General features: G+C 54.8%; 15 protein-coding genes and 1 riboswitch. Of the genes, 7 read left to right on the forward strand and 8 right to left on the reverse strand.

Translation table 11 applies throughout. The features are described 5' to 3' along the window. Positions 1-70: 70 nt before the first annotated feature. Positions 71-3,754 (forward strand): methionine synthase, encoded by a 3,684-nt coding sequence (metH, locus tag NYE92_RS15905; protein WP_105079653.1) that lies wholly within the window; start codon positions 71-73, stop codon positions 3,752-3,754. A gap of 32 nt (positions 3,755-3,786) precedes the next feature. Here metH and NYE92_RS15910 read toward each other — a convergent pair whose 3' ends face one another. The 5 genes from NYE92_RS15910 to pgi form a co-directional block, all read right to left on the reverse strand. Continuing rightward, positions 3,787-5,877 (reverse strand): YjbH domain-containing protein, encoded by a 2,091-nt coding sequence (locus tag NYE92_RS15910; protein WP_013024142.1) that lies wholly within the window; start codon positions 5,875-5,877, stop codon positions 3,787-3,789. Then, positions 5,877-6,620, reverse strand: coding sequence for a capsule biosynthesis GfcC family protein (locus NYE92_RS15915; protein ID WP_014595052.1), 744 nt, complete (start codon positions 6,618-6,620; stop codon positions 5,877-5,879). Before NYE92_RS15915 ends, NYE92_RS15910 begins: the two co-directional genes overlap by 1 nt. After that, positions 6,617-7,264 (reverse strand): YjbF family lipoprotein, encoded by a 648-nt coding sequence (locus NYE92_RS15920; protein WP_033766286.1) that lies wholly within the window; start codon positions 7,262-7,264, stop codon positions 6,617-6,619. Before NYE92_RS15920 ends, NYE92_RS15915 begins: the two co-directional genes overlap by 4 nt. A gap of 193 nt (positions 7,265-7,457) precedes the next feature. Beyond that, a complete protein-coding gene (gene yjbE, locus NYE92_RS15925) occupies positions 7,458-7,706 on the reverse strand; it encodes an exopolysaccharide production protein YjbE (protein WP_026020991.1) in 249 nt (82 codons plus the stop codon). A gap of 564 nt (positions 7,707-8,270) precedes the next feature. Then, positions 8,271-9,917, reverse strand: coding sequence for a glucose-6-phosphate isomerase (gene pgi / locus NYE92_RS15930; RefSeq protein ID WP_078828982.1), 1,647 nt, complete (start codon positions 9,915-9,917; stop codon positions 8,271-8,273). Positions 9,918-10,316: 399 nt separating this feature from the next. After that, a riboswitch (Lysine riboswitch) is annotated at positions 10,317-10,509 on the forward strand. A 110-nt stretch (positions 10,510-10,619) separates the two neighbouring features. Between pgi and lysC the strand changes: the two genes are divergently transcribed. Both lysC and panS read left to right on the forward strand, forming a co-directional pair. Then, positions 10,620-11,972 carry a lysine-sensitive aspartokinase 3 gene (gene lysC / locus NYE92_RS15935; protein ID WP_014595054.1) on the forward strand — a complete coding sequence of 451 codons (1,353 nt, stop codon included), beginning with the start codon at positions 10,620-10,622 and terminating at the stop codon, positions 11,970-11,972. A gap of 117 nt (positions 11,973-12,089) precedes the next feature. Beyond that, positions 12,090-13,010: a ketopantoate/pantoate/pantothenate transporter PanS gene (gene panS / locus NYE92_RS15940; RefSeq protein WP_013024148.1), complete on the forward strand. Its 921-nt coding sequence runs from the start codon at positions 12,090-12,092 to the stop codon at positions 13,008-13,010. A 48-nt stretch (positions 13,011-13,058) separates the two neighbouring features. Here panS and NYE92_RS15945 read toward each other — a convergent pair whose 3' ends face one another. Beyond that, positions 13,059-14,684: a Na/Pi cotransporter family protein gene (locus NYE92_RS15945; RefSeq protein ID WP_014606950.1), complete on the reverse strand. Its 1,626-nt coding sequence runs from the start codon at positions 14,682-14,684 to the stop codon at positions 13,059-13,061. 397 nt (positions 14,685-15,081) lie between these two features. Continuing rightward, positions 15,082-15,894, reverse strand: a complete 813-nt coding sequence (locus NYE92_RS15950) for an alkaline phosphatase family protein (protein ID WP_014606949.1) — start codon at positions 15,892-15,894, stop codon at positions 15,082-15,084. A gap of 627 nt (positions 15,895-16,521) precedes the next feature. On the opposite strand from NYE92_RS15950, the gene psiE reads away from it, so the two are divergent. The 3 genes from psiE (at position 16,522) to ubiA (ending at position 18,425) form a co-directional block, all read left to right on the forward strand. Beyond that, positions 16,522-16,932 carry a phosphate-starvation-inducible protein PsiE gene (gene psiE, locus NYE92_RS15955; protein WP_013024151.1) on the forward strand — a complete coding sequence of 137 codons (411 nt, stop codon included), beginning with the start codon at positions 16,522-16,524 and terminating at the stop codon, positions 16,930-16,932. Positions 16,933-17,016: 84 nt separating this feature from the next. Next, positions 17,017-17,529, forward strand: a complete 513-nt coding sequence (ubiC, locus tag NYE92_RS15960; RefSeq protein WP_013024152.1) for a chorismate lyase — start codon at positions 17,017-17,019, stop codon at positions 17,527-17,529. A gap of 11 nt (positions 17,530-17,540) precedes the next feature. Next, the gene (gene ubiA / locus NYE92_RS15965) at positions 17,541-18,425 is read left to right on the forward strand and encodes a 4-hydroxybenzoate octaprenyltransferase (protein WP_014606947.1); all 885 of its coding nucleotides are present in this window, start codon (positions 17,541-17,543) and stop codon (positions 18,423-18,425) included. Between the two features lie 129 nt (positions 18,426-18,554). Here the strand turns inward: ubiA and plsB are convergent, their stop codons facing one another. Then, a complete protein-coding gene (gene plsB, locus NYE92_RS15970; protein WP_014595060.1) occupies positions 18,555-20,981 on the reverse strand; it encodes a glycerol-3-phosphate 1-O-acyltransferase PlsB in 2,427 nt (808 codons plus the stop codon). 128 nt (positions 20,982-21,109) lie between these two features. On the opposite strand from plsB, the gene NYE92_RS15975 reads away from it, so the two are divergent. Then, positions 21,110-21,478, forward strand: a complete 369-nt coding sequence (locus NYE92_RS15975) for a diacylglycerol kinase (RefSeq protein ID WP_013024155.1) — start codon at positions 21,110-21,112, stop codon at positions 21,476-21,478. Positions 21,479-21,555: the final 77 nt, after the last annotated feature.

The following is a 21,555-nucleotide window of genomic DNA, read 5'->3' on the forward strand; positions in this document are numbered from 1 at the left end:
AGGCATCATGACCTTATGCAAGAATGACTGGCTGGTATTTCACCAGCGCATTGACGTGGATGAGACAACCGTGAGCAATCTAACCGACGCGCTGCATCAGCAACTTGCCCACCGCATTATGGTATTAGATGGTGGAATGGGCACCATGATCCAGAGCTATAAACTGGACGAACACGATTTTCGTGGCAGCCGTTTTGCTGACTGGCCCTGCGATCTCAAAGGCAATAACGATCTGCTGGTGCTAAGCAAACCAGAGGTGATCCGCGAGATCCATGATGCGTATCTGGCCGCCGGTGCGGATATTCTCGAAACCAATACCTTTAATGCCACCTCCATTGCGATGGCGGACTACCAGATGGAAGCCCTGTCGGCAGAGATTAACTTCGCGGCCGCGAAGCTGGCGCGTACCTGCGCAGATGCGTGGACGGCAAAAACGCCAGATAAACCGCGCTATGTCGCGGGCGTACTGGGCCCCACCAACCGCACCTGCTCGATCTCTCCCGATGTTAACGATCCGGCGTTCCGTAATATCACCTTCAATCAGTTGGTGGACGCCTATCGTGAGTCCACCCGGGCGCTGGTGGAAGGCGGTTGCCACATCATCATGATTGAAACGGTATTCGATACGCTCAACGCCAAAGCGGCTGTCTTTGCGGTGAAAGCAGAGATGGAAGCCCTTGGCGTGGCGCTGCCGTTGATGATCTCCGGCACCATCACCGATGCTTCAGGCCGCACGCTTTCCGGACAAACTACCGAAGCCTTTTATAATTCGTTGCGCCATGCAGAACCCTTATCCTTTGGTCTGAACTGCGCACTGGGGCCGGATGAACTACGTCAGTATGTCGCTGAACTGTCACGCATCGCCGAAGGCTATGTCACTGCCCATCCCAATGCCGGTTTGCCCAACGCCTTCGGCGAATACGATCTTGATGCAGAAGTGATGGCGCAGCAGATTGGGGAATGGGCCAACGCCGGCTTTCTGAACATTGTTGGCGGCTGCTGCGGCACCACGCCACAGCACATCGCTGCCATGGCGGCGGCCGTGGAAGGCGTTGCGCCACGTCAGCGCCCCAAACTGCCCGTTGCCTGCCGTCTTTCGGGTCTTGAACCGCTGAATATCAGTGCAGAATCGTTATTTGTGAACGTGGGAGAACGCACCAACGTTACCGGCTCTGCCAAATTTAAGCGCCTGATTAAAGAAGATAAATATCATGAGGCGCTGGAAGTCGCGTTACAACAGGTTGAGAGCGGTGCCCAGATTATTGATATCAATATGGATGAGGGAATGCTGGACGCGGAAGCCGCGATGGTGCGTTTCCTCAACCTGATTGCGGGTGAGCCCGATATTGCCCGCGTGCCAATTATGATCGACTCCTCGAAATGGGAGGTTATTGAGAAAGGGCTGCAGTGTATTCAGGGAAAAGGCATCGTCAACTCCGTCTCAATGAAAGAAGGTGAGGCCGTATTTATCCACCATGCCCGCCTTGTCCGCCGCTACGGGGCCGCCATGGTGGTGATGGCCTTCGATGAGGTGGGGCAGGCCGATACGCGTGAGCGGAAGATTGAGATCTGTCGCCGCGCCTACCAGATCCTGACGCAACAGGTGGGGTTTCCGCCTGAGGACATCATTTTCGATCCCAATATTTTTGCCGTTGCGACCGGTATCGACGAACACAACAACTACGCGATGGATTTTATTGGGGCCTGCGAAGACATTAAACGTGAACTGCCCCATGCGATGATCTCGGGCGGCGTATCTAACGTCTCGTTCTCGTTCCGGGGCAACGATCCGGTTCGTGAGGCGATTCACGCGGTGTTTCTCTACTACGCCATCCGTAACGGTATGGACATGGGAATCGTGAACGCCGGGCAGTTGGCCATTTATGACGACCTGTCTGACGAACTGCGTGAGTCCGTTGAGGACGTGATCCTTAACCGGCGCGCCGACGGTACTGAGCGATTACTGGCGCTGGCGGAAAAATACCGCCGCAATAAAAGCGACAGTGCGGATGAAAAGCAGCAGGCTGAATGGCGCGGCTGGGACGTGGTGAAACGGCTGGAATACTCACTGGTCAAAGGCATCACCGAGTTTATTGAACAGGACACGGAAGAAGCCCGTCAGCAGGCCGCGCGCCCGATAGACGTGATTGAAGGGCCGCTGATGTCTGGCATGAATGTGGTGGGGGATCTGTTTGGTGAAGGCAAAATGTTCCTGCCGCAGGTCGTGAAATCGGCCCGCGTGATGAAACAGGCCGTCGCCTGGCTTGAACCCTACATTCAGGCCAGTAAAGAAGCCGGACGCAGTAACGGCAAGGTGGTGCTGGCAACGGTCAAAGGCGACGTCCACGACATTGGCAAAAACATTGTTGGCGTGGTCTTGCAGTGCAATAACTATGAGATTATCGACCTCGGCGTGATGGTGCCGGGCGAGAAAATCCTCAAGACCGCGCGCGAAGTGAAGGCTGACATCATTGGTCTTTCTGGGCTCATCACGCCGTCGCTGGATGAAATGGTCAACATGGCGAAAGAGATGGAGCGTCAGGGATTTACGCTGCCGCTGTTGATTGGTGGCGCCACCACGTCTAAAGCCCATACCGCCGTGAAAATCGAACAGCACTACAGCGGGCCCACCGTTTACGTGCAAAACGCCTCGCGCACGGTGGGTGTCGTGTCATCCCTGCTATCGGATACGCTCAGGGATGACTTCGTCGCGCGCACCCGCAAAGAATATGAAACCGTGCGTATTCAGCATGCGCGTAAAAAACCGCGCACGCCGCCGGTGTCACTCAGCGCTGCGCGCGACAACGCGACGAAGATTGACTGGGACAGCTATACACCGCCCGTAGCGAAGCACGTCGGTGTCAGGCGCGTCGACGCGGGCATTGACGTGCTGCGCAATTACATCGACTGGACGCCCTTTTTTATGACCTGGTCGCTGGCTGGCAAATACCCGCGCATCCTGGAGGATGAGGTCGTGGGCGATGAAGCGAAACGATTGTTTGCCGATGCTAACGCGATGCTGGATAAGCTGAGTGACGAAAAAGCGCTGACGCCACGCGGCGTGGTCGGCCTGTTCCCGGCTAATCGCGTGGGCGACGATATTCATATCTTTGCGGATGAGCAGCGCGATACGCTGCTGAACATCAGCCATCATCTGCGGCAGCAAACGGAAAAAACCGACTTTGCCAACTACTGTCTGGCCGATTTTGTGGCGCCGAAAAGCAGCGGTAAAGCTGATTATATCGGGGCTTTTGCCGTTACGGGCGGGCTGGAAGAAGATGCGCTGGCCGAGGCTTACGATAAGCAGCAGGACGACTACAACAAGATTATGGTCAAAGCTATTGCGGACCGCTTAGCTGAAGCCTTCGCCGAATATCTGCACGAACAGGTACGCAAAACGATTTGGGGTTTTGCTCCCGATGAGCACCTCAGTAATGAGGCGCTCATCCGCGAAAATTATCAGGGCATTCGTCCGGCGCCGGGCTATCCGGCCTGTCCGGAACACACTGAGAAAGCCACTATCTGGGCGCTGCTGGATGTGGAAACGCACGCGGGTATGAAACTCACGGAGTCTTTTGCCATGTGGCCGGGCGCCTCGGTATCAGGCTGGTACTTCAGCCACCCTGACAGCCGCTACTTCGCCGTGGCGCAGATTCAGCGCGATCAGGTTGAGGACTATGCGGCGCGTAAGCGCATGTCGGTAAGCGAAGTGGAGCGCTGGCTGGCCCCCAATCTGGGTTACGACGCCGACTAAAAAAACAAGGCAGCCTGATGGCTGCCTCTTTTTTAGTTAAACCGGGCGTCACGGTCCGAGGTCATGTCATACAGCTGGTACTTCCTTCCCAGCATCTGGCCACCATCACGGGTGAGCGGTACCCAGTTAATCTGCGCACGGCCACGGGTTGGCGTAACGGTAAACAGATCCATGGGGATGGAGATATAGAAGCCTTTAGTAAAGTCACCTTCGCCATACTGTTGCGATGATACGTTGGTTTTTGTGGCATAAACGCCAACCATCACGCCACTGTCGAAGCGCTTAGAGAGATCAATCGTGACGCCTTTATCCTTCGCCAGATACTGCCCGACGCTGGCTTTCACTAAGACGTTCTCCATAAACCAGGGACGCCAGTAGCCGGTAAGGTTGCCGGTAGGCGCTTCGTAACGGGTGAATCTCATCATGTCATCCCAGTCACGCTGGCGCACATAGTTAGCATCCACGCCAACGGCCCAGTTGCTGTCTACCGGACGATAGAGGACTTCGCCGCCTACGCCGCCATACATGGTTTCCAGATAGCCGCCGTAGACCTGGCCATAGAATCCGTTACCCAGATAATCCATGTAGTTGGCTTGCAGATCGTTAACGTAAACGTTGTTCTCAACGTAGTCGCGAATGTGCGTACGCACGCGTGGCAGCGTGGAATCCGCAGGTGCGCCGTTGTAGTTAAATTTGTCGTAATTGTTCGCAACGTTAGCAAACAGGCTACCGCCTACCAGCAAGTGATCGGTGAGCCAGTAATCGACGTTGCCCATCACGCCAACCTGGTACAGATAGAAACTTTCCGGGCCGCCCACAGACTGGTTAAGCACCGGCGACAGGCTGTAACTCAGGCGCTCTTTGCGAATAAACATGCCCTGCTCGGTAGGCTCCGGATCAACCGGATCTGTGCGGACCTGTTGTAACGGCTTTTCATGCCCTAATGGATAACCCCCCAGCTCGTTGCGCAGGCTGGCAACGGAGGTTTCTGTCGTGACCTGAGGCATGTTGTAACGCGACTCCGTCACGTTTATGGTCTCAATACCGTCTGGGAGATGATTCATGATGATGCGGTTCGCGCGATCCACACCTTCACGCGTGTCACGGTATTTGGTTTGCTCGCCTGATACGTACAGCGTGCTGCCTTTGGTCTGGATTTTTGGACCAGCCAGGCCTGCGTTGTACTTCAGTTCAGACAGCTGATTACCTGTCACCGTGGTTTCCAGCAGCTTAGGTTGCGGGTTCGGGTTGTACGCAGGTTTCGGACTGTCGATATGATCCTGATGCATATCGTTGAAGTTGGTGCGAATGGTGAAGCCGAACATAAAAGTATTGCCGCGCTCATAGCTGGCATTGATATCGGCCCAGTCAGTGACGCGGTAGATTGCACCGACGTTGACCTTGCTGCGCTGCGGCAGGCGTCCGGCGAAATCATCCTTGTAATCGTTACCTTCGTATTCCACCTTCAGGCGCAGCGGCTGCCAGGGCGTCTGGTATTCTATCCCGCCAAATACCGCCGAAGGGCCGTGGAACATCTGCGAGCCATTGATCGATCCCGCCTGACCGACGCCGGGACGCTGACAGTAGCTGTCGCTGTAGGAACAGAAGGGATTTTTCACGGTTCCGCTGTTGCCCAGATAGCCCCAGCCCATACCCAACGTAAAGTCGAACGGCCCCCAGGCTTTGGTGGCGACCAGGTACTCGCTGTCGAACAGGCCGGTGCCGCCCAGATCGCGGGTACCAAACGAGACCTCCGGCAGCCAGTAACCTTCCTGCCACAGGCGCAGCTTCAGGTCGAAAGCTTTATCTTTATAGCTTTGGTTGCCGCTGAAACTTTCCACCGCGCTGTAACGCCGGGTGCGCACATCGGTATAACGCACGGTTGTTTCCAGCCAGGGAAAAAGCTGCAGTGAAGCAGAATAGTAGCGATACTGATCATTATCGCGGAAGTTCAGGCTAAATTCGCCCTCTTTCGCCATACGCGCGGTGGGCACCTGCATCAGGCCCACGCCGCCAAAATCAGACTGCGAAGGCGTTACCGGCGCGGCATACATTTCCGCATGGGCCTGACAGGCGCTTGCCACAGAAACAGCCAACAGGCTGAGAAGATAACGTTTTTTCATCAGTCTGGTATCCGGTGAGTCAGAACAGAAACAAGGCGATCATTCAGGTCTTTAAACGCGCCTGGCAGGCTCCACGACGAGAAGCCCGTCATAATGATGCTGCCGGGTTCGGGTTCAACGTGGCGGTGATTCCAGTAGGCCACAGGCGCTTCCCGCGTCGTGCCGTCCGGCGCAATCACAATCGCGATATTACGTTCTGCTCCAGCCAGGCGGGGGTGCTCGCTCAGGTAATCCCGTACGGATTTCCCTGGCTGCCAGTTCACGGCACCGGCACCCGCGATGGGGCCAAACAACAGGACGCTGGTGCTGGGCTGGGTAAGGTAGAGATCGTAGCTGCCTTCCAGGCGGCGGTTATCCATCGTATGCAGACGGATCCAGTCGGGATCCAGGGAGGTGAACTGCCGCCCGGTCACCCGGATACCGCTTAACTGACGAATAACGGCATCAATGGCCGCAGCCTGCTCTCCGCTACTATCGGCACGCCAGGCGCGCAACTGCGCCAGCGTTTGCTGATACTGCTGCTGCGCGACTGCCGTTGCCCCGCGCTCGGCAATAACGGCGCGTCGCCAGTCAGTCTGTGTCATCAGCGCGGGCTGAGTCACCAGCTGTGCCAGGTTTTCCACCTGGTTAACCTGTACGCTCTGGGTATCGTGGGGGGCATGCACGGTAACCTGACCTGCGGCCTGAGCGGCCAGGGTGGTGAGCAGGCTCATTCCTGCCAACAAGCGTGTTATGTTTTTCATGATTTTGCCGGCTTCAGAATGGTGATATCAACAGGGAATGCATCGGCAGCCAGCATTTGTCGGGACTGCACGACCTGACCGCTACTGTTGTCGATCCAGAACGTGTTTTGCCACTCGCGATCCAGGCTGTCGATATGAAGCTGCTCATGCCAGACGCGGCAGGCAATGCGGTTCCCCGCAATATCCAGCACCTCGTCATCGCCCCGCGTGAAGGTTGAGCTCAGGGTTCCGCTATGGACGTTGCCCTGAACGGTCCACTGAACAATTCGCGTCCAGCTGTCGCCGTTGCTGAGGTGCAGGCCTTTAGCCAGCGGATCCTGCTGTAAATTGCTGACGTCTGTCAGATTGTCAGGCAGGCCCAGCGTTTTGATCAGCCTGCCATGTGCGGTGACCAGCATCGATTGATCGCGAGTGACCCACTTTTGCTGGCCATTTTCGTTATAACCCAGCACGACAAAAATGCGCTGGCCATCATTGATTCGGGCATACAGGCTGGCATAGGGCAGATTATCAATCTGCTGAGGAGTGACGGTGACATCTTCTGGCCCTTCAATGGCCATCATCACGGTCTGTTCGAGTCCTTTTTGCGTTTGTGTACAGGCCTGCAGCAGCAGGCAAACGAGCAGCAGCGGAAGTTGGCGCACAATGTGTCCCTGATAAATGATGCCAAAGTAAAAATAACCACACGAAAGTGTGGTTATGTTTAAAGCTCCCATACCCTTACTCGTTCAGGCCGCCGACGCTGTGGCATCCTGATAGCGACTCATTTACCTGCGCAAACGAATCGTGATATGCGCGTTCGCAGCCTTGCTACAGCCCGAATGAGCAGGGTACCCATCAACGCGTGGTGCCCGTTGTGGTTGTGGTTGTTGTACCAGTATTTGCCCCGTCACCACCGCCAGAAGCGGCAACACCGAGTCCTACTAACGCGCCGAGCACGCCGATACCTACAGCGGTCGTCGTACCTGCGGACATGGTGCCCGCCTGTGCGCCCGCTGCAGCACCAGCTTCTTCCGGCGCGGCAAACGCACTGGAAGAGACGGCTACGTAAAGTAATGCCAGACCGGCAATCATGCGTTTTTTCATAACAACACCTACATTGAGTGAATGAAGGATTGCTATCCGACATTTTTGCACAACAGCATAAACCGTTGACGCAAAGCCGAAGGACAGACCCATTACGGGCGCGTCCAGTATAGGGCAACAAAATACCAGAGTTCAGTAATGTAAAAACCTGTCAGTCTGTGAGGGCGTAAACGGGCTAAATTAAGTAAATTCAGCGTTAACTTATTTTAAAGGCATGGGTTTATGTTGAAAAGCCGGATATTTGTCTGCAAAGACGGAGAAAGCAAAGCGGTTTCTACTTATTTAGTATTCTTTGGTACGGAATAAGAATTATCGGAATTTCCTTAAGCGTGGTTAAATTAAATAACATTATAAAACAACAGGTAAGAATGAGCTGCATGCCGTTTTAGGGCCATTTTTAATAAGATTGTCATGATTTAACCCCGGCTAACTTCGGATTTGCCTCAGCCTATTTTAAGAATTATCCAATCCGTATATCGACTTTTCAGATAAAAAGCGGGTTGCACTCTCCATCATAGAATAAAAAAGGCGACTAAATAGCCGCCTTTTTGTGCCTGGAGAAATTTAACGCCAACGCTTGTAGCGATTAATTAAGGCATTAGTGGAGCTGTCATGACTGGTAATATCACTGTCATTTTCGAGCTCTGGCAGAATACGGTTTGCCAGTTGTTTGCCCAGCTCAACGCCCCACTGATCGAAGGTAAAGATGTTCAGAATGGCACCCTGGGTGAAGATTTTATGTTCATACAGGGCAATCAGGGCACCCAGGCTAAACGGCGTGATTTCGCGTAGCAAAATAGAGTTAGTAGGCCGGTTACCTTCAAACACTTTAAACGGCACAATATGCGCGACCGACTCGGCAGACTTGCCGGCGTCGGTGAACTCTTTCTGAACCACATCACGCGATTTCCCAAAGGCCAGGGCCTCGGTCTGGGCAAAGAAGTTAGACAGCAGTTTAGCATGGTGATCGGCAAGCGCATTGTGGCTCACAGCAGGGGCGATAAAGTCGCACGGGACCAGTTTGGTGCCCTGATGAATCAGCTGGTAGAACGCGTGCTGGCCGTTTGTACCCGGTTCGCCCCAGATAATCGGGCCTGTCTGATAGGTAACAGGCTGGCCTGCACGGTCAACGTATTTACCGTTCGATTCCATATTTCCCTGTTGGAAATAGGCCGCGAAGCGATGCATATATTGGTCGTACGGCAGGATGGCTTCTGTTTCGGCACCGAAGAAGTTGTTGTACCAGATCCCGATCAGCGCCAGCAGCACCGGAAGATTCTGCTCCGCTGGCGTGGTTGAGAAGTGCTTATCCATGGCGTGCGCGCCGCTCAGCAGCTGCTCAAAATTATCGAAGCCAATAGAAAGGATAATTGACAGACCGATTGCTGACCAGAGTGAATAGCGACCGCCTACCCAGTCCCAGAATTCGAACATGTTGTCCGTATCAATACCAAATTCGCCTACCGCTTTGGCATTGGTGGAGAGCGCAGCAAAGTGCTTCGCAACGTGCTGTTGATCGCCGGCCGTTTTCAGGAACCAGTCACGCGCACTGTGGGCGTTGGTCATGGTTTCCTGGGTGGTGAAGGTTTTAGAGGCGACCAGGAACAGCGTGGTTTCAGGACTCAGATCTTTTAGCGTTTCGGCAATGTGCGTGCCATCGACGTTAGACACAAAATGCATGTTCAGGTGATTTTTATACGGGCGCAGCGCTTCCGTCACCATGAAGGGACCGAGGTCAGATCCACCGATACCGATGTTAACAACGTCCGTAATGGGTTTTCCGGTATAGCCTTTCCAGTCACCGCCGATAATGCGTTCGGAAAAGCCTTTCATTTTTTCCAGCACGGCGTTGACTTCAGGCATGACATCTTTGCCATCAACGATAATCGGCGTATTACTGCGGTTACGCAGCGCGACGTGCAGCACGGCGCGATCTTCAGTGCGGTTAATCTTCTCACCCGAGAACATAGACTTAATCGCACCGCTTAAATCGGTCTCTTTTGCCAGTGCCTGAAGCTTATCGAGGGTTTCCTGAGTAATGCGGTTTTTCGAAAAATCCACCAGCATCTGGTCGTCAAAGGTGGCTGAGAATTTAGCAAAACGATCGGCATCCTGGGCAAACAGGTCGGCAATTTTCGCCGTTTTCATCTGTTCATAGTGCTCTTGCAGCGCTTTCCAGGCTGCGGTTTGGGTCGGATTGATATTTTTCATGGCAACACTCTTGTTGATATTAAGAACCGTCATTCCATCGGGGTCGCATCGTACCCGGTTAGCATTTCAGTATGACCACAGTTGCAACTGAAAGGAAAATTTTGTCTGCGCCATAAAGGCACCATGATGAAAACACGCTGTTTTACGGTCAATAATGCGGCAAGATTTCAGCCTGATTCCATGGGGGAAAGGCTGAAAAGTATGGCCTGTTAGCAGACCGCATACCTTGTGCCACATCAGAAAGTGGTGGCGTTGCTGAAGCCATTAAGCACTGTAGTCGCTGCATTAGGGCAAAATTTGTTATCCGGTGCGCTCTGCATGAAAAATTGTCCCACAGCGGTCATTGACAGCAGGGCCAGAAATCGATAAATCTATGCGCGCTACTTGCGCACCCGTGCGCAAGCCAGAAGAGGCGCGTCGCCCAGGCAGTGTGTTGGAGGAACCGTATCCGGCGATAACACATCAGGGGGAGCGACGCCGAGGTGGTAAACACACGGTGTGTTGACTGTCGGCTACAGGGGCTGAATCCTCTGGGTTGTCACCAGAAACGTCCACAGTCGGACGTTTTGCAAGGTGGAGCGCTTCTGGGTGACTCGTCTATTCGATCTTACCCGTTTCTGCTCTTTCCTTGTGCTTAGGCTGAATTACTGTTTCTCACCCGTTAACGGATGAGGGCAACGTACCCTGACACGAGGTCATACAATGTCTCTGAATCTGAATGTAGCGAAATTTGGCGGTACCAGCGTTGCCGATTTCGATGCCATGAACCGTAGCGCCGATGTGGTATTGCAGGACAGCAATACCCGGCTGGTGGTGCTTTCTGCCTCTGCAGGCATCACAAACCTGCTGGTCTCTCTTGCCGAAGGCCAGGAGACATCGCAGCGTGCAGCGCAACTCGATGACATCCGCCGCATTCAATACGCCATCATCGATCGTCTGCAAAATCCGGACGTCATTCGCGACGAAATCGACCGCATCATTGATAACATCGGCATGCTGTCCGATGCGGCCGCGCTGGCCACGTCTAACGCCTTAACCGACGAACTGGTCAGCCACGGCGAACTGATGTCGACCTTGCTGTTCGTTGAGATCCTGCGTGAACGCAAGGTTAATGCAGAATGGTTCGATGTACGCAAAGTCATGCGCACCAATGACCGTTTTGGCCGTGCTGAGCCCGATGTGGCCGTACTGGCTGAACAGGTTAGCGCGCAACTGCAACCGCGTATTGCTGCGTCACTGGTGGTGACCCAGGGCTTTATCGGCAGCGAAGAAAAAGGGCGCACGACCACGTTAGGTCGCGGCGGCAGTGACTACACGGCTGCCTTGCTGGGTGAAGCGTTAAAAGCCTCGCGCGTGGATATCTGGACGGACGTGCCGGGGATCTACACCACCGATCCGCGCGTGGTGCCTGCGGCAAAACGTATTGATGAGATCACCTTTGAAGAAGCGGCTGAAATGGCCACCTTTGGGGCCAAAGTGCTGCACCCTGCGACGCTGCTGCCTGCGGTGCGTAGCGACATTCCGGTGTTTGTTGGTTCCAGTAAAGATCCTGCCGCGGGCGGTACGCGCGTGTGCAATGAGACGGCGAATCCACCGCTGTTCCGTGCGCTGGCGCTGCGCCGCAAGCAAACCCTGGTCACCCTGCACAGCCTGAATATGCTACACACGCCGGGCTTCCTGTCTGAAGTGTTCAATATTCTGGTGCGTCACAACGTGTCAGTGGATCTGATCACCACGTCGGAAGTCAGCGTGGCGTTAACGCTGGATACCACGGGATCAACCTCAACGGGCGACAATCTGCTGAGCCAGGCGCTGCTGACGGAGCTGTCGTCACTCTGTCGGGTGGAAGTGGAAGAAAACCTGGCGCTGGTGGCCATTATCGGCAACGAATTGTCGAAAGCCTGCGGCGTAGGGAAAGAGGTCTTCGGCGTGCTCGAACCTTTTAACCTGCGGATGATCTGCTACGGTGCCAGCAGCTACAATCTCTGTTTCCTTGTGCCGGGCAATGATGCTGAAAGCGTAGTGCGTACACTGCATCACAATTTGTTTGAATAAGCGCTCAGCCGCCACTGGGTTAAAGCCGGGCTCTGTCCGGCTTTTTCACGACAGGCCGCCAGGCGGCACAGCGTGCTTTCACAGTAGTCCCTCACTCGCTCATAAGGATATCTGTTTATGCTTGCCACCTTAACTCGTCTGTTTCCTTTGTGGGCAATTCTGTTGTCTGTCGCTGCCTACTATTCACCCACAACCTTTCTTGGCATCGGTCCATGGGTCGCTTATCTGCTGATGCTGATTATGTTTGGCATGGGCGTAACGCTGAACATTGATGATTTTAAACGCGTGCTGACGCGCCCGGCGCCGGTTATTGCCGGCACCTTCTTACACTATCTGGTCATGCCGCTGGCCGCCTGGGCGCTGGCTAAGCTGTTTCATATGCCGCCGGATCTCGCTGCGGGGATGATTCTGGTGGGCAGCGTTGCCAGTGGAACCGCTTCTAACGTAATGATCTATCTGGCTAAAGGCGATGTGGCCCTGTCGGTGACGATCTCGTCGGTGTCAGCATTGGTGGGCGTGTTTGCCACGCCGCTGCTGACGCGCTTTTACGTGGATACGCACATTCAGGTTGATGTCGCTGGGATGCTACTGAGCATCGTGAAGATCGTCGTGATCCCTATCGGGTTAGGCCTGATCATCCATCACACCATGAACAGCGTGGTGCGCCGGATCGAGCCCTATCTACCAGCCTTTTCCATGCTCTGTATTCTGCTGATCATCAGCGCCGTAGTGGCAGGTAGCCAGGGCTTTATTGCCTCAGTCGGTGTCATGGTGATTGCAGCGGTCATCCTGCACAATGCCATTGGTCTGCTGGGAGGCTACTGGGGCGGTAAACTGTTTGGCTTTGATGAGTCCACCTGCCGCACGCTGGCGCTTGAGGTCGGTATGCAAAACTCAGGACTGGCCGCAACGCTGGGCAAACTTTACTTTTCTCCTCTGGCAGCGCTGCCGGGCGCCCTGTTCTCTGTCTGGCATAACCTGTCCGGTTCACTGCTGGCGGGTTACTGGTCGGGTAAACCTGTTGAGAAAAAGAAGTAGTTTTTTGCCTGTACAACCGATATCACGGGGCCGGATGGCCCCTGTAAATTAATCCCCGTCCCTTTCGTCATCCGGCTGTTCCAGCACCGTGTAGGCCACTGCGCAGAACAGGGAGTTCAGCCGCTTCATATCACCCAGCAGGCCCAGATGGAGTGAGCTGGTTTCAATGCTCTGCACATTCTGCTGGTGCAGGCGATTGACGTGTGAATGGGAATAACGGCGTATTTTCAGGCGGAAACGGTGTTTGGCTCGGCGCAACCGCTTCGCGCTGGTGACGTCGTGCGAGAGGAAAACCGACAGGCTCAGCCGCAGGTTTTCAACCAGCTGTTCGTAGAGTGACTCAAGCTCTTTCATGCCTTCTGGCGAAAAGGTCCGCCGCGCGGCAAGAGACTTATCGGCGACATCGCCGCTCATGCGTTCAATGATATCGCCTGCCATTTCCAGGTTTAGCGACATTTCAATCACTTCTCCCCAACGGCGAGAATCCTGCTCTGATAAATCCTCTTTGGGCATGCGCGCCAGATAGAGTTTGATGGCGGTGTAGAGCACATCGACGTCATCATCCAGCCGCCGCACGCGACGTTCCGCGCGTGCTTCTCCACGAACCACTTGCAGAAACGTGTCCAGCATCTGCTCCAGCACGTCGCCCATGCGCAACGCTTCGCGCGCCGCGTTAACCAACGCCAGTGCCGGTGTATCCAGCGCGCTGCTGTCAAGGTGCCTGGGTTTCAGCGTGGTATCGCTTTCGGCATCGTCAGCAATCAGTCGGCAACACAGACGCGCCATGGCATCGGCGAACGGCACCATCACCACGCAGCGAATCAGGTTGTAGAAAACGTGAAAGAAGATCACCAGCTCTTCGTCGTTCACCGGCAGCTTGTCCAGCCATACCGCAACCGGATCGACAAAGGGCAGAATCAATACGCAGCCAATCAGCTTAAACAGCAGGCTGCCCATCGCGACGCGTTTACCCGCCGCGTTGGAGCCACTGCCGTTGATGACGGCCAGTAAACCACTGCCGAGGTTAGCGCCAATCACCAGGCACAACGCCACCTTAAAGGCGATCACGCCCGTTGCCGTCAGGGTGGCCGTAATCAGCACCGCTGCCAGGCTTGAGTAGCTGATAATCGCAAAGACCGCGCCGATCAAGGCATCCAGCATCACATCACCCGTTAAGCTGGAAAACAGCACCTGTACGCCCGAGGCCTGGGTGATTGGCCTGGCGGCTTCGACAATCAACTGCAGCGCCAGCAGGATAAGCCCCAGACCAATGCTGGTACGTCCAAGCTGTCCTGCGCGGGTTTGTTTGCGGCTGATGAAAAACACTACGCCAAAAAAGATAAACAGTGGTGAAAGCCAGGAGAGATCAAACGTCAGGACGCGCGCCATAATGGCTGTCCCCACGTCAGCACCCAATATCACCACCAATGCCGGTGTCAGGCTCACCAGGTTTTGGGCCACAAATGAGGTCACCAGCAGCGTGGTGGCATTGCTGCTTTGTACCAGCATGGTCACGCCAATGCCGGCCAGGAACGCCATGGGTTTCTTTTCTACACTGCGGCTGAGCACCCGGCGCAAATCGGCACCGTATACGCGCATAATTCCGGAGCGGGTAATGTGCGTGCCCCATACCAGAAGCGCAACGGCAGAGAGTAAGTTAAGCAGGGTTAACACGTATAGTGGCTCCTTAACCATCAGGCTTCAGGCGGTTCAGATTGCCAGCCTGATGGAGAACGCAATCTGATCACGTGATTGCCGGACGCTGTGCAATTTTTTTCAGTGTTTTAAACAACCTGCGCAACGTCGACATCTCTAAATGTAGACTACTCTGGCGATCTGCATGGACAAATCCGGCCTGCGCGCACCGCTTCGTTTACCGGGCGAGCCTTTTCAGGCCGATTGAACGGTCAGCGGTAGCGCATCGCACCGGCAGAAACGTTCAGTGGGCGCGGGGCTGGCCGGAGAGGGCTGCGGGTGATACCCGGTTGCTGACCCTGGCAGGTCAGCACAGGAGCGGGTTTAAGACGTTCATGTTCTTAACCCTTCCGCCGCACGGGGAAGGGCGCCAGCTTCAGTATGCTGAGCCCGCCAGCAGGGCATGATGGACTGGCTTATCATGGAGCACATCAAGCAGTGAACACAGGGTGCCACAAAGCTCGGTTTGTTGAGGCGCCAGGCCGGGCCTTAGCGAGAATCCCTCGCCAAACACAAACAGCGGAACGGTCGTTTCTTCTGGCAGCATGCCACCGTGCGACCGGTCGTCGTTCATCCCGTGGTCGGCCGTGACGACGACCTGATAGCCTTCTGCCAGCCAGCCGGGCATCCACTGCGACAGATAGCCATCCGCCATGCGCGCGCGGTTACGGTACTGCGCAGAAGACAGGCCATGCTGATGTCCGGCATGATCGATATTCATCGGATGAATCAGCAGGAAATCCGGGTTGTAACGTAACCGAAGACTCTCGGCATCTTCAAACAGGTGCGAGTCTGGATAGCTGTCATCGACGTAAAAATGACCAAACTGAACAGGCAGGGTCGGGGCCTCAGTGTGGCGATCGCGTGCCGGGACGAAAGGGGTGCGGTTATACAGCTCGCTTATCCAGTGGTAAGCGGCGGCGGCGGTGGTCAGTCCGGCATCGCGCGCATAGTGAAACACACTGCGTTCGCGGCTCATACGGTTAACGTCGTTATGAATGATGCCACTCTGCACCGGCGCAACGCCGGTCAGAATACATTCATACAGCGGACGTGACAGCGAGGGTAGCTCGCAGGTCAGGCTGTAATAATGCCCTCTGTCCTGGGCGCATTCCGCATGCAGGTAACCCATAGCATGTTGAGCAACGTAGTGACTCAGGCCGTCCAAAATCACCAAAATCGTTTTCATGTTTTCTCCTTGCTGCGCCGCTGAATTTGCGCGTCTGAGCCCTCAGGGATCACTGTGAGGTTATCTGACGCGGTGACAGGCTTTGATTTCACGTCTCATTACCGCCTGCGCAGGATCTATTTTGATAGTGTGCGCACACTAACTTATTGCGAGCCGTCTGCTTTCTGGTGACGTCTCGCGTACTGCATCGCGTTTTTTGCGGCCACCTGACTCTGCTCACTGCTAGAGGACAGAAGCTACGCGCCAGCTCAGGGCAGTAAACGCCTTCATCCAGAGGCGCCGGTGAAAGCATTGTCTGACGCCGTCGTTCGCAAAAGCCGAGCCAATGTAGTCTGCGGATATGAAAAATGGATGACAGGCTTAACAATCCGCGGCACGGCGAAAATCAGCCGCCGTAACGGGCCGATGTGAGCCGCCGTAACACAGCAATAAAAAACCGGCCTGTACAGCTGTGTCATTCCGCCTTAGGGAGACGGAATTCACCCTGCCTGACAGGGAACACTGCACGTCTCAACGTTGTGTCGGAGAGGGCAGCGGATGCGGTAAGCCTGACGGCTATATTGTGATTTAGGTCACACTAAAGCATGATAACGCTAACCGAACTCCATTCGATTCTCGAGGCGTGACATGAGTGATAAAAATCCTGCAGCACAGAAGATTGCGCGCCTGATGCAGTGGGTGCTGAACGCGGGGCTGTTGATCCTGGCCTTCATTTTGATGGTATTTTTGGGCAAGGAGACGGTACATCTGGCCAATGTGCTGTTTAGCACCGGTGAGCAGGCGTCCTCCTACCTGCTAATTGAGGGCATTGTGATTTATTTTCTCTACTTTGAGTTCATTGCACTCATCGTGAAGTACTTTCAGTCGGGCTACCATTTTCCCTTGCGCTATTTTGTCTATATCGGGATTACGGCCATCATCAGGCTGATCATCGTCGACCATAAAAATCCCTTTGATACGCTGTGCTACTCTGCGGCCATCCTGCTGCTAGTGATCACGCTGTGGCTGGCAAACAGTAACCGGCTTAAACGCGAGTAATCACGTTCTCAGCATTCATGACGGGTGTTCCTCGTATCGCTCTGCGCTAAACTACCGCTCTGAAAATTTTTAGGGGAAAGTGCCATGACGCAAGACCCGCTCCGTTCGTTACGTTCACTTAACTGGCTGGCGCTGGACGATGCCGCATTGACGCAACCGCTTCGTGACTGGCTAATGGAAGAGGATTCCATGACGCGACGCTTTGAACAGCATTGCCAGAAGGTCAGGGTGGAACCTGTACGTGAGGACTTTATCTCCGCCGATGAACTCGGCGATGAAGGGGCATTACTCCCTGCCGATCAGCGTTTCTGGCTGCGAGAAGTCATTCTCTACGGGGATGAGGAACCTTGGCTGGCAGGGCGCACGCTGGTGCCAGAAAGTACCCTCAACGGCCCGGAAGCGATGTTACAGCAACTCGGTACGCGCCCGCTGGGGCGTTATCTGTTCTCGTCATCAACGCTGACCCGCGATTTCATTGAGCCTGGCCGCGTTGATGCGCTCTGGGGACGCCGCTCGCGCCTGCGACTGTCAGGGAAACCGCTGCTGTTAACGGAACTGTTTTTACCGGCTTCGCCGCTCTATCGTGATCAAGGTTAAGGGTTTGACCTGTGCAGAACACACAAAACATGACGAAATGGCAGGCTTATAGCCGCCTGATGCGCATTGATAAGCCGATTGGCGCTCTGCTGCTGCTGTGGCCAACATTGTGGGCGCTGTGGTTGGCAAAGATGGCTGTTCCGCCCCTACACATACTGGCGGTGTTTGTCGCCGGGGTATTTGTTATGCGCGCCGCAGGCTGTGTCATCAATGATTATGCCGATCGCAAGGTCGATGGTCATGTCGAGCGCACGAAGCACCGGCCGCTGGCAAGCGGTGCCGTCACTGCGAAAGAGGCCAAATACTTATTTGTGGTGTTAGGACTGATTGCCTTTGCCCTGGTGCTGAGCATGAACCTGATGACTATCATGCTCTCGATCGTGGGCCTGGCACTGGCCTGGGTCTATCCGTTTATGAAGCGCTATACGCATTTGCCGCAGGTGGTGCTGGGCGCGGCATTTGGCTGGGCGATTCCCATGGCATGGTCAGCAGTTAGTGAGTCCTTACCTCTTGTCTGCTGGCTGGTATTTCTGGCTAACATTTGCTGGACGGTGGCCTATGACACGCAATATGCCATGGTCGATCGCGATGATGACTTGAAGATTGGCGTTAAATCAACGGCGATACTGTTTGGCCGCTACGACAAATTCATTATTGGTTTGCTGCAGTTGGCGACGCTGGTACTCATGGCGTGGGTAGGGATGATTCTGGATCTGAACGGGGCGTTTTACTGGACACTATTGCTGGCTGGCGGGCTGTTTGTTTATCAGCAAAAGCTGATCGCAGAGCGCGATCGCCAGGCCTGTTTCCGCGCTTTTCTGAACAACAACTACGTAGGACTGGTTCTGTTTCTGGGCGTGCTGATGAATACGCCGCCGTTTTCACAGCTTCTTTAAACGCCATTGACAGGACATCACAGCCAGCTTGTGGATTGGAAAGTGGGTCAAAGCGGGTAGTTGCGCCATGCCAGCACGCGGATAAAAAAGGCGACCTCAATGGTCGCCTTTTTCGTTGTCGCTGACTCGTTAATCGTGCGCGACAGCGCTCTCAATGGTCATGCGTACATCGCTGGTAACCAGCTCAGCCAGGATATGCCAGGTCGCCAGCGTCTGCGCCACGTCTGCATCGCCACTGTCGCTGATATAGCCTTCATCACGCAGTGTGAGCACCAGTGAGGAAAACACGGCTTTATCAAAGAACTCCGGCGCGTTAATGCCGTGCAACACGCTCAGACGCTGCGCCAGGGTACGACTCTCTTTTTCCAGCGTGCCACGGTTGATGGTGGGCTTGGCACTCAGGATGGAGAAAGTAATGGCGTAGCGCTGCAGCGTCTCACGTACACCTGCGGCCAGCAGCTGAAGCGTACGGTAACGCGCGGTATTGAACGACAGCAGGCCCGCTTCAATGGTAATCAGCCCCTGACGCGTCAGTTCCTGGCACAAATCAGTGAGCAACTGCGGCAGTTGGTCATTGCTCCAGCGCAGGAACAGTTCGCTCTTCAGCATGGGGTAAATCAGACTGACCTGACGCAGCAGTTCGGCTTCGCTCAGATTACGGTGCTGCTGCACAATCGCCGCAATCAGCGCTGGCATCACGAGCATATGATGAATGTTATTACGGTAGTAGGTCATCAGCACGGCCTGCTCGCGCGGCAGAATAATGATGTCACCAATACTGTCTTTCTCACTCTCGAACTTGTTCATGCTAAGGGCATGGTCCAGCAAGGCTTCGGCGGACATGTCTGGCAATGTTGCATCCGGTGAGTAGGGCACATTGCGCAGCAACTGGGTGTAGCACTCCAGTTGCTCAATCAGCTGCTCGCGAGTTAGTGAGCGCTGACGTGAAGCAAGCAGGGCGGTCACGCACAGGTTCATGGCATTCGCCGCGCCGGCTTCATTGATTCGCACCATGATGGTGGCCGCGATATCATTCGCCGTTGGGGTTAACCAACCCGGGCGTTGGGCTTCAATGGGATCGATAGAATCCCGCCATTCAGGAACGCGCTTGTTCAGATAATTTATCAGCGGCAGCGGCTCACCAAAATTCACGTATCCCTGGCCGAGGTTACGCAGCTTGCGCAAGCCGCGCACCATCTGCATAAAGCCTTCTTTCTCTTTAACGGCACCGCGCAGTTCTTTCGCGTAGGTTCCCACTTCCATGACGTGTTCATAGCCGATGTAAATAGGCACTAACGTGATAGGGCGCGTACCGCCGCGCAACATGGCCTGCAGCGTCATGGATAACGTCCCGGTTTTAGGATCCAGCAGTCGGCCAGTACGTGAACGGCCGCCTTCAACGAAGTACTCGACGGAATAGCCGCGGGTAAAAAGCTCGCCCAGATATTCGCGGAAAACGGTGGAGTAGAGCTTGTTGCCCTTAAAGGTACGGCGAATAAAGAAGGCACCCAGACGGCGGAAAATCGGCCCGGCAGGCCAGAAATTCAGGTTAATACCGGCGGCGATGTGCGGCGGTACCAGCCCCTGGTGATACAGCACGTAAGACAGCAGCAGGTAATCCATGTGGCTGCGGTGGCAGGGCACATAAACGATCTCGTGTCCGTCCTGCGCCAACTGACGCACGCGCTCACCGCCGTTCACATTGATACCCTGATAGAGGCGGCTCCAGAGCCAGCCCATTACCCGGTCCGTCACGCGAATGGCTTCATAGGAGAAGTTGGCGGCAATCTCTTCCATCATCTCGATGGCGTTCTGCTGCGCTTTCTCATGGGAAATCTTTTTACTGCGTGCTTCGTCTTCTACCGCTTTTTCAATCGCCTTCGATTGCAGCAGGCGGTTGAACAAATCCTGGCGCGCGGGAAGGCGCGGGCCAACAGCCGCCAGACGCTGACGGGCAAAGTGGATACGGGCAACCCGGGCCAGTTTCTGGGCGATGGATTTATCCGTGCCGTGCTCAGTCGCCATACGACGCAGAGAGACGGTCGGTGAGAAGCGCACAAAACTGTCACGTCCATGCCAGAGCACGGCAAAGAATTTTTGTACGCCGTTAAGCAAGCGCAAATGCGGTGGATTGTCTTCACCCTGCACTTCCCGGCCAGGTGCACGACCAAACATAACTGAAACCGGTAACATCTGAATATCAAGCTCAGGATTACTGCGGTGCAGATCAAGATATTCGTGGAAGATTTTTACCGACTCGACGCTGGGCACGAAATAGGGGAACACGCGCGGACCGTCGTGAATAAAGACATGGCGCGGCAACAGGGCCCCGTCAATCTCCAGTGGTGAGAGCGGATCGGGCAGATCGTGCCGGATGCACTGCGCACGCAAAGTGAGGAGATCGGCCTTTGAATCATAAGGCAGGACATACATAATAGGCCGGGTAGGATCCAGCCCATGTTCGGATACGGGATCGGCCGGAATGGCCTTACTCTTTACCAGAAACGAAAGGGGTAAATTCAGTAATTTATAAAAAAGTATACGCCAACCTGACATAGACAATATGAAGCCTCTTGTTAGCAAAGCGGCGCAAGCTTATCAGAAAGCGCAGCAAAAATCTGTGACAGCGACAATTGTGCGCTGCCCAATATTGACGTCAATCCTTTGAAAAGAGTTCCTTTATTATGACAAATAATGCCACCGGCCTTAACCGTATTGTGAAAGCGGCCGGCTATTCATGGCAAGGTCTGCGTGCTGCCTGGCAGCACGAAGCCGCTTTTCGTCAGGAAGCGGTTGCCGCAGTGGTGGCGATTATCCTGGCCTGCTGGCTGGATGTCGATACTGTTTCGCGCATCCTGATGATTGGTTCTGTCGTGCTGGTGATTATTGTCGAAGTCCTGAACAGCGCGATAGAAGCCGTGGTAGACCGCACAGGCCAGGAGCGTCATCCGCTTGCCGGGCGGGCAAAAGACATGGGATCCGCTGCCGTTTTTATCGCAATATTACTGGCCCTTTTTGTCTGGGGAACGCTGCTTTGGTCGCATTTGCGATAAGCGTTCCATCTCGGCTCAAATAACTGATTTTGACCTGAGTTTTGGTTTCCATTTCACCAATACCTGTATATACTCAC

Origin of the sequence: Pantoea sp. B566, assembly GCF_024793925.1 — a bacterium.
Lineage (GTDB): Bacteria > Pseudomonadota > Gammaproteobacteria > Enterobacterales > Enterobacteriaceae > Pantoea > Pantoea ananatis.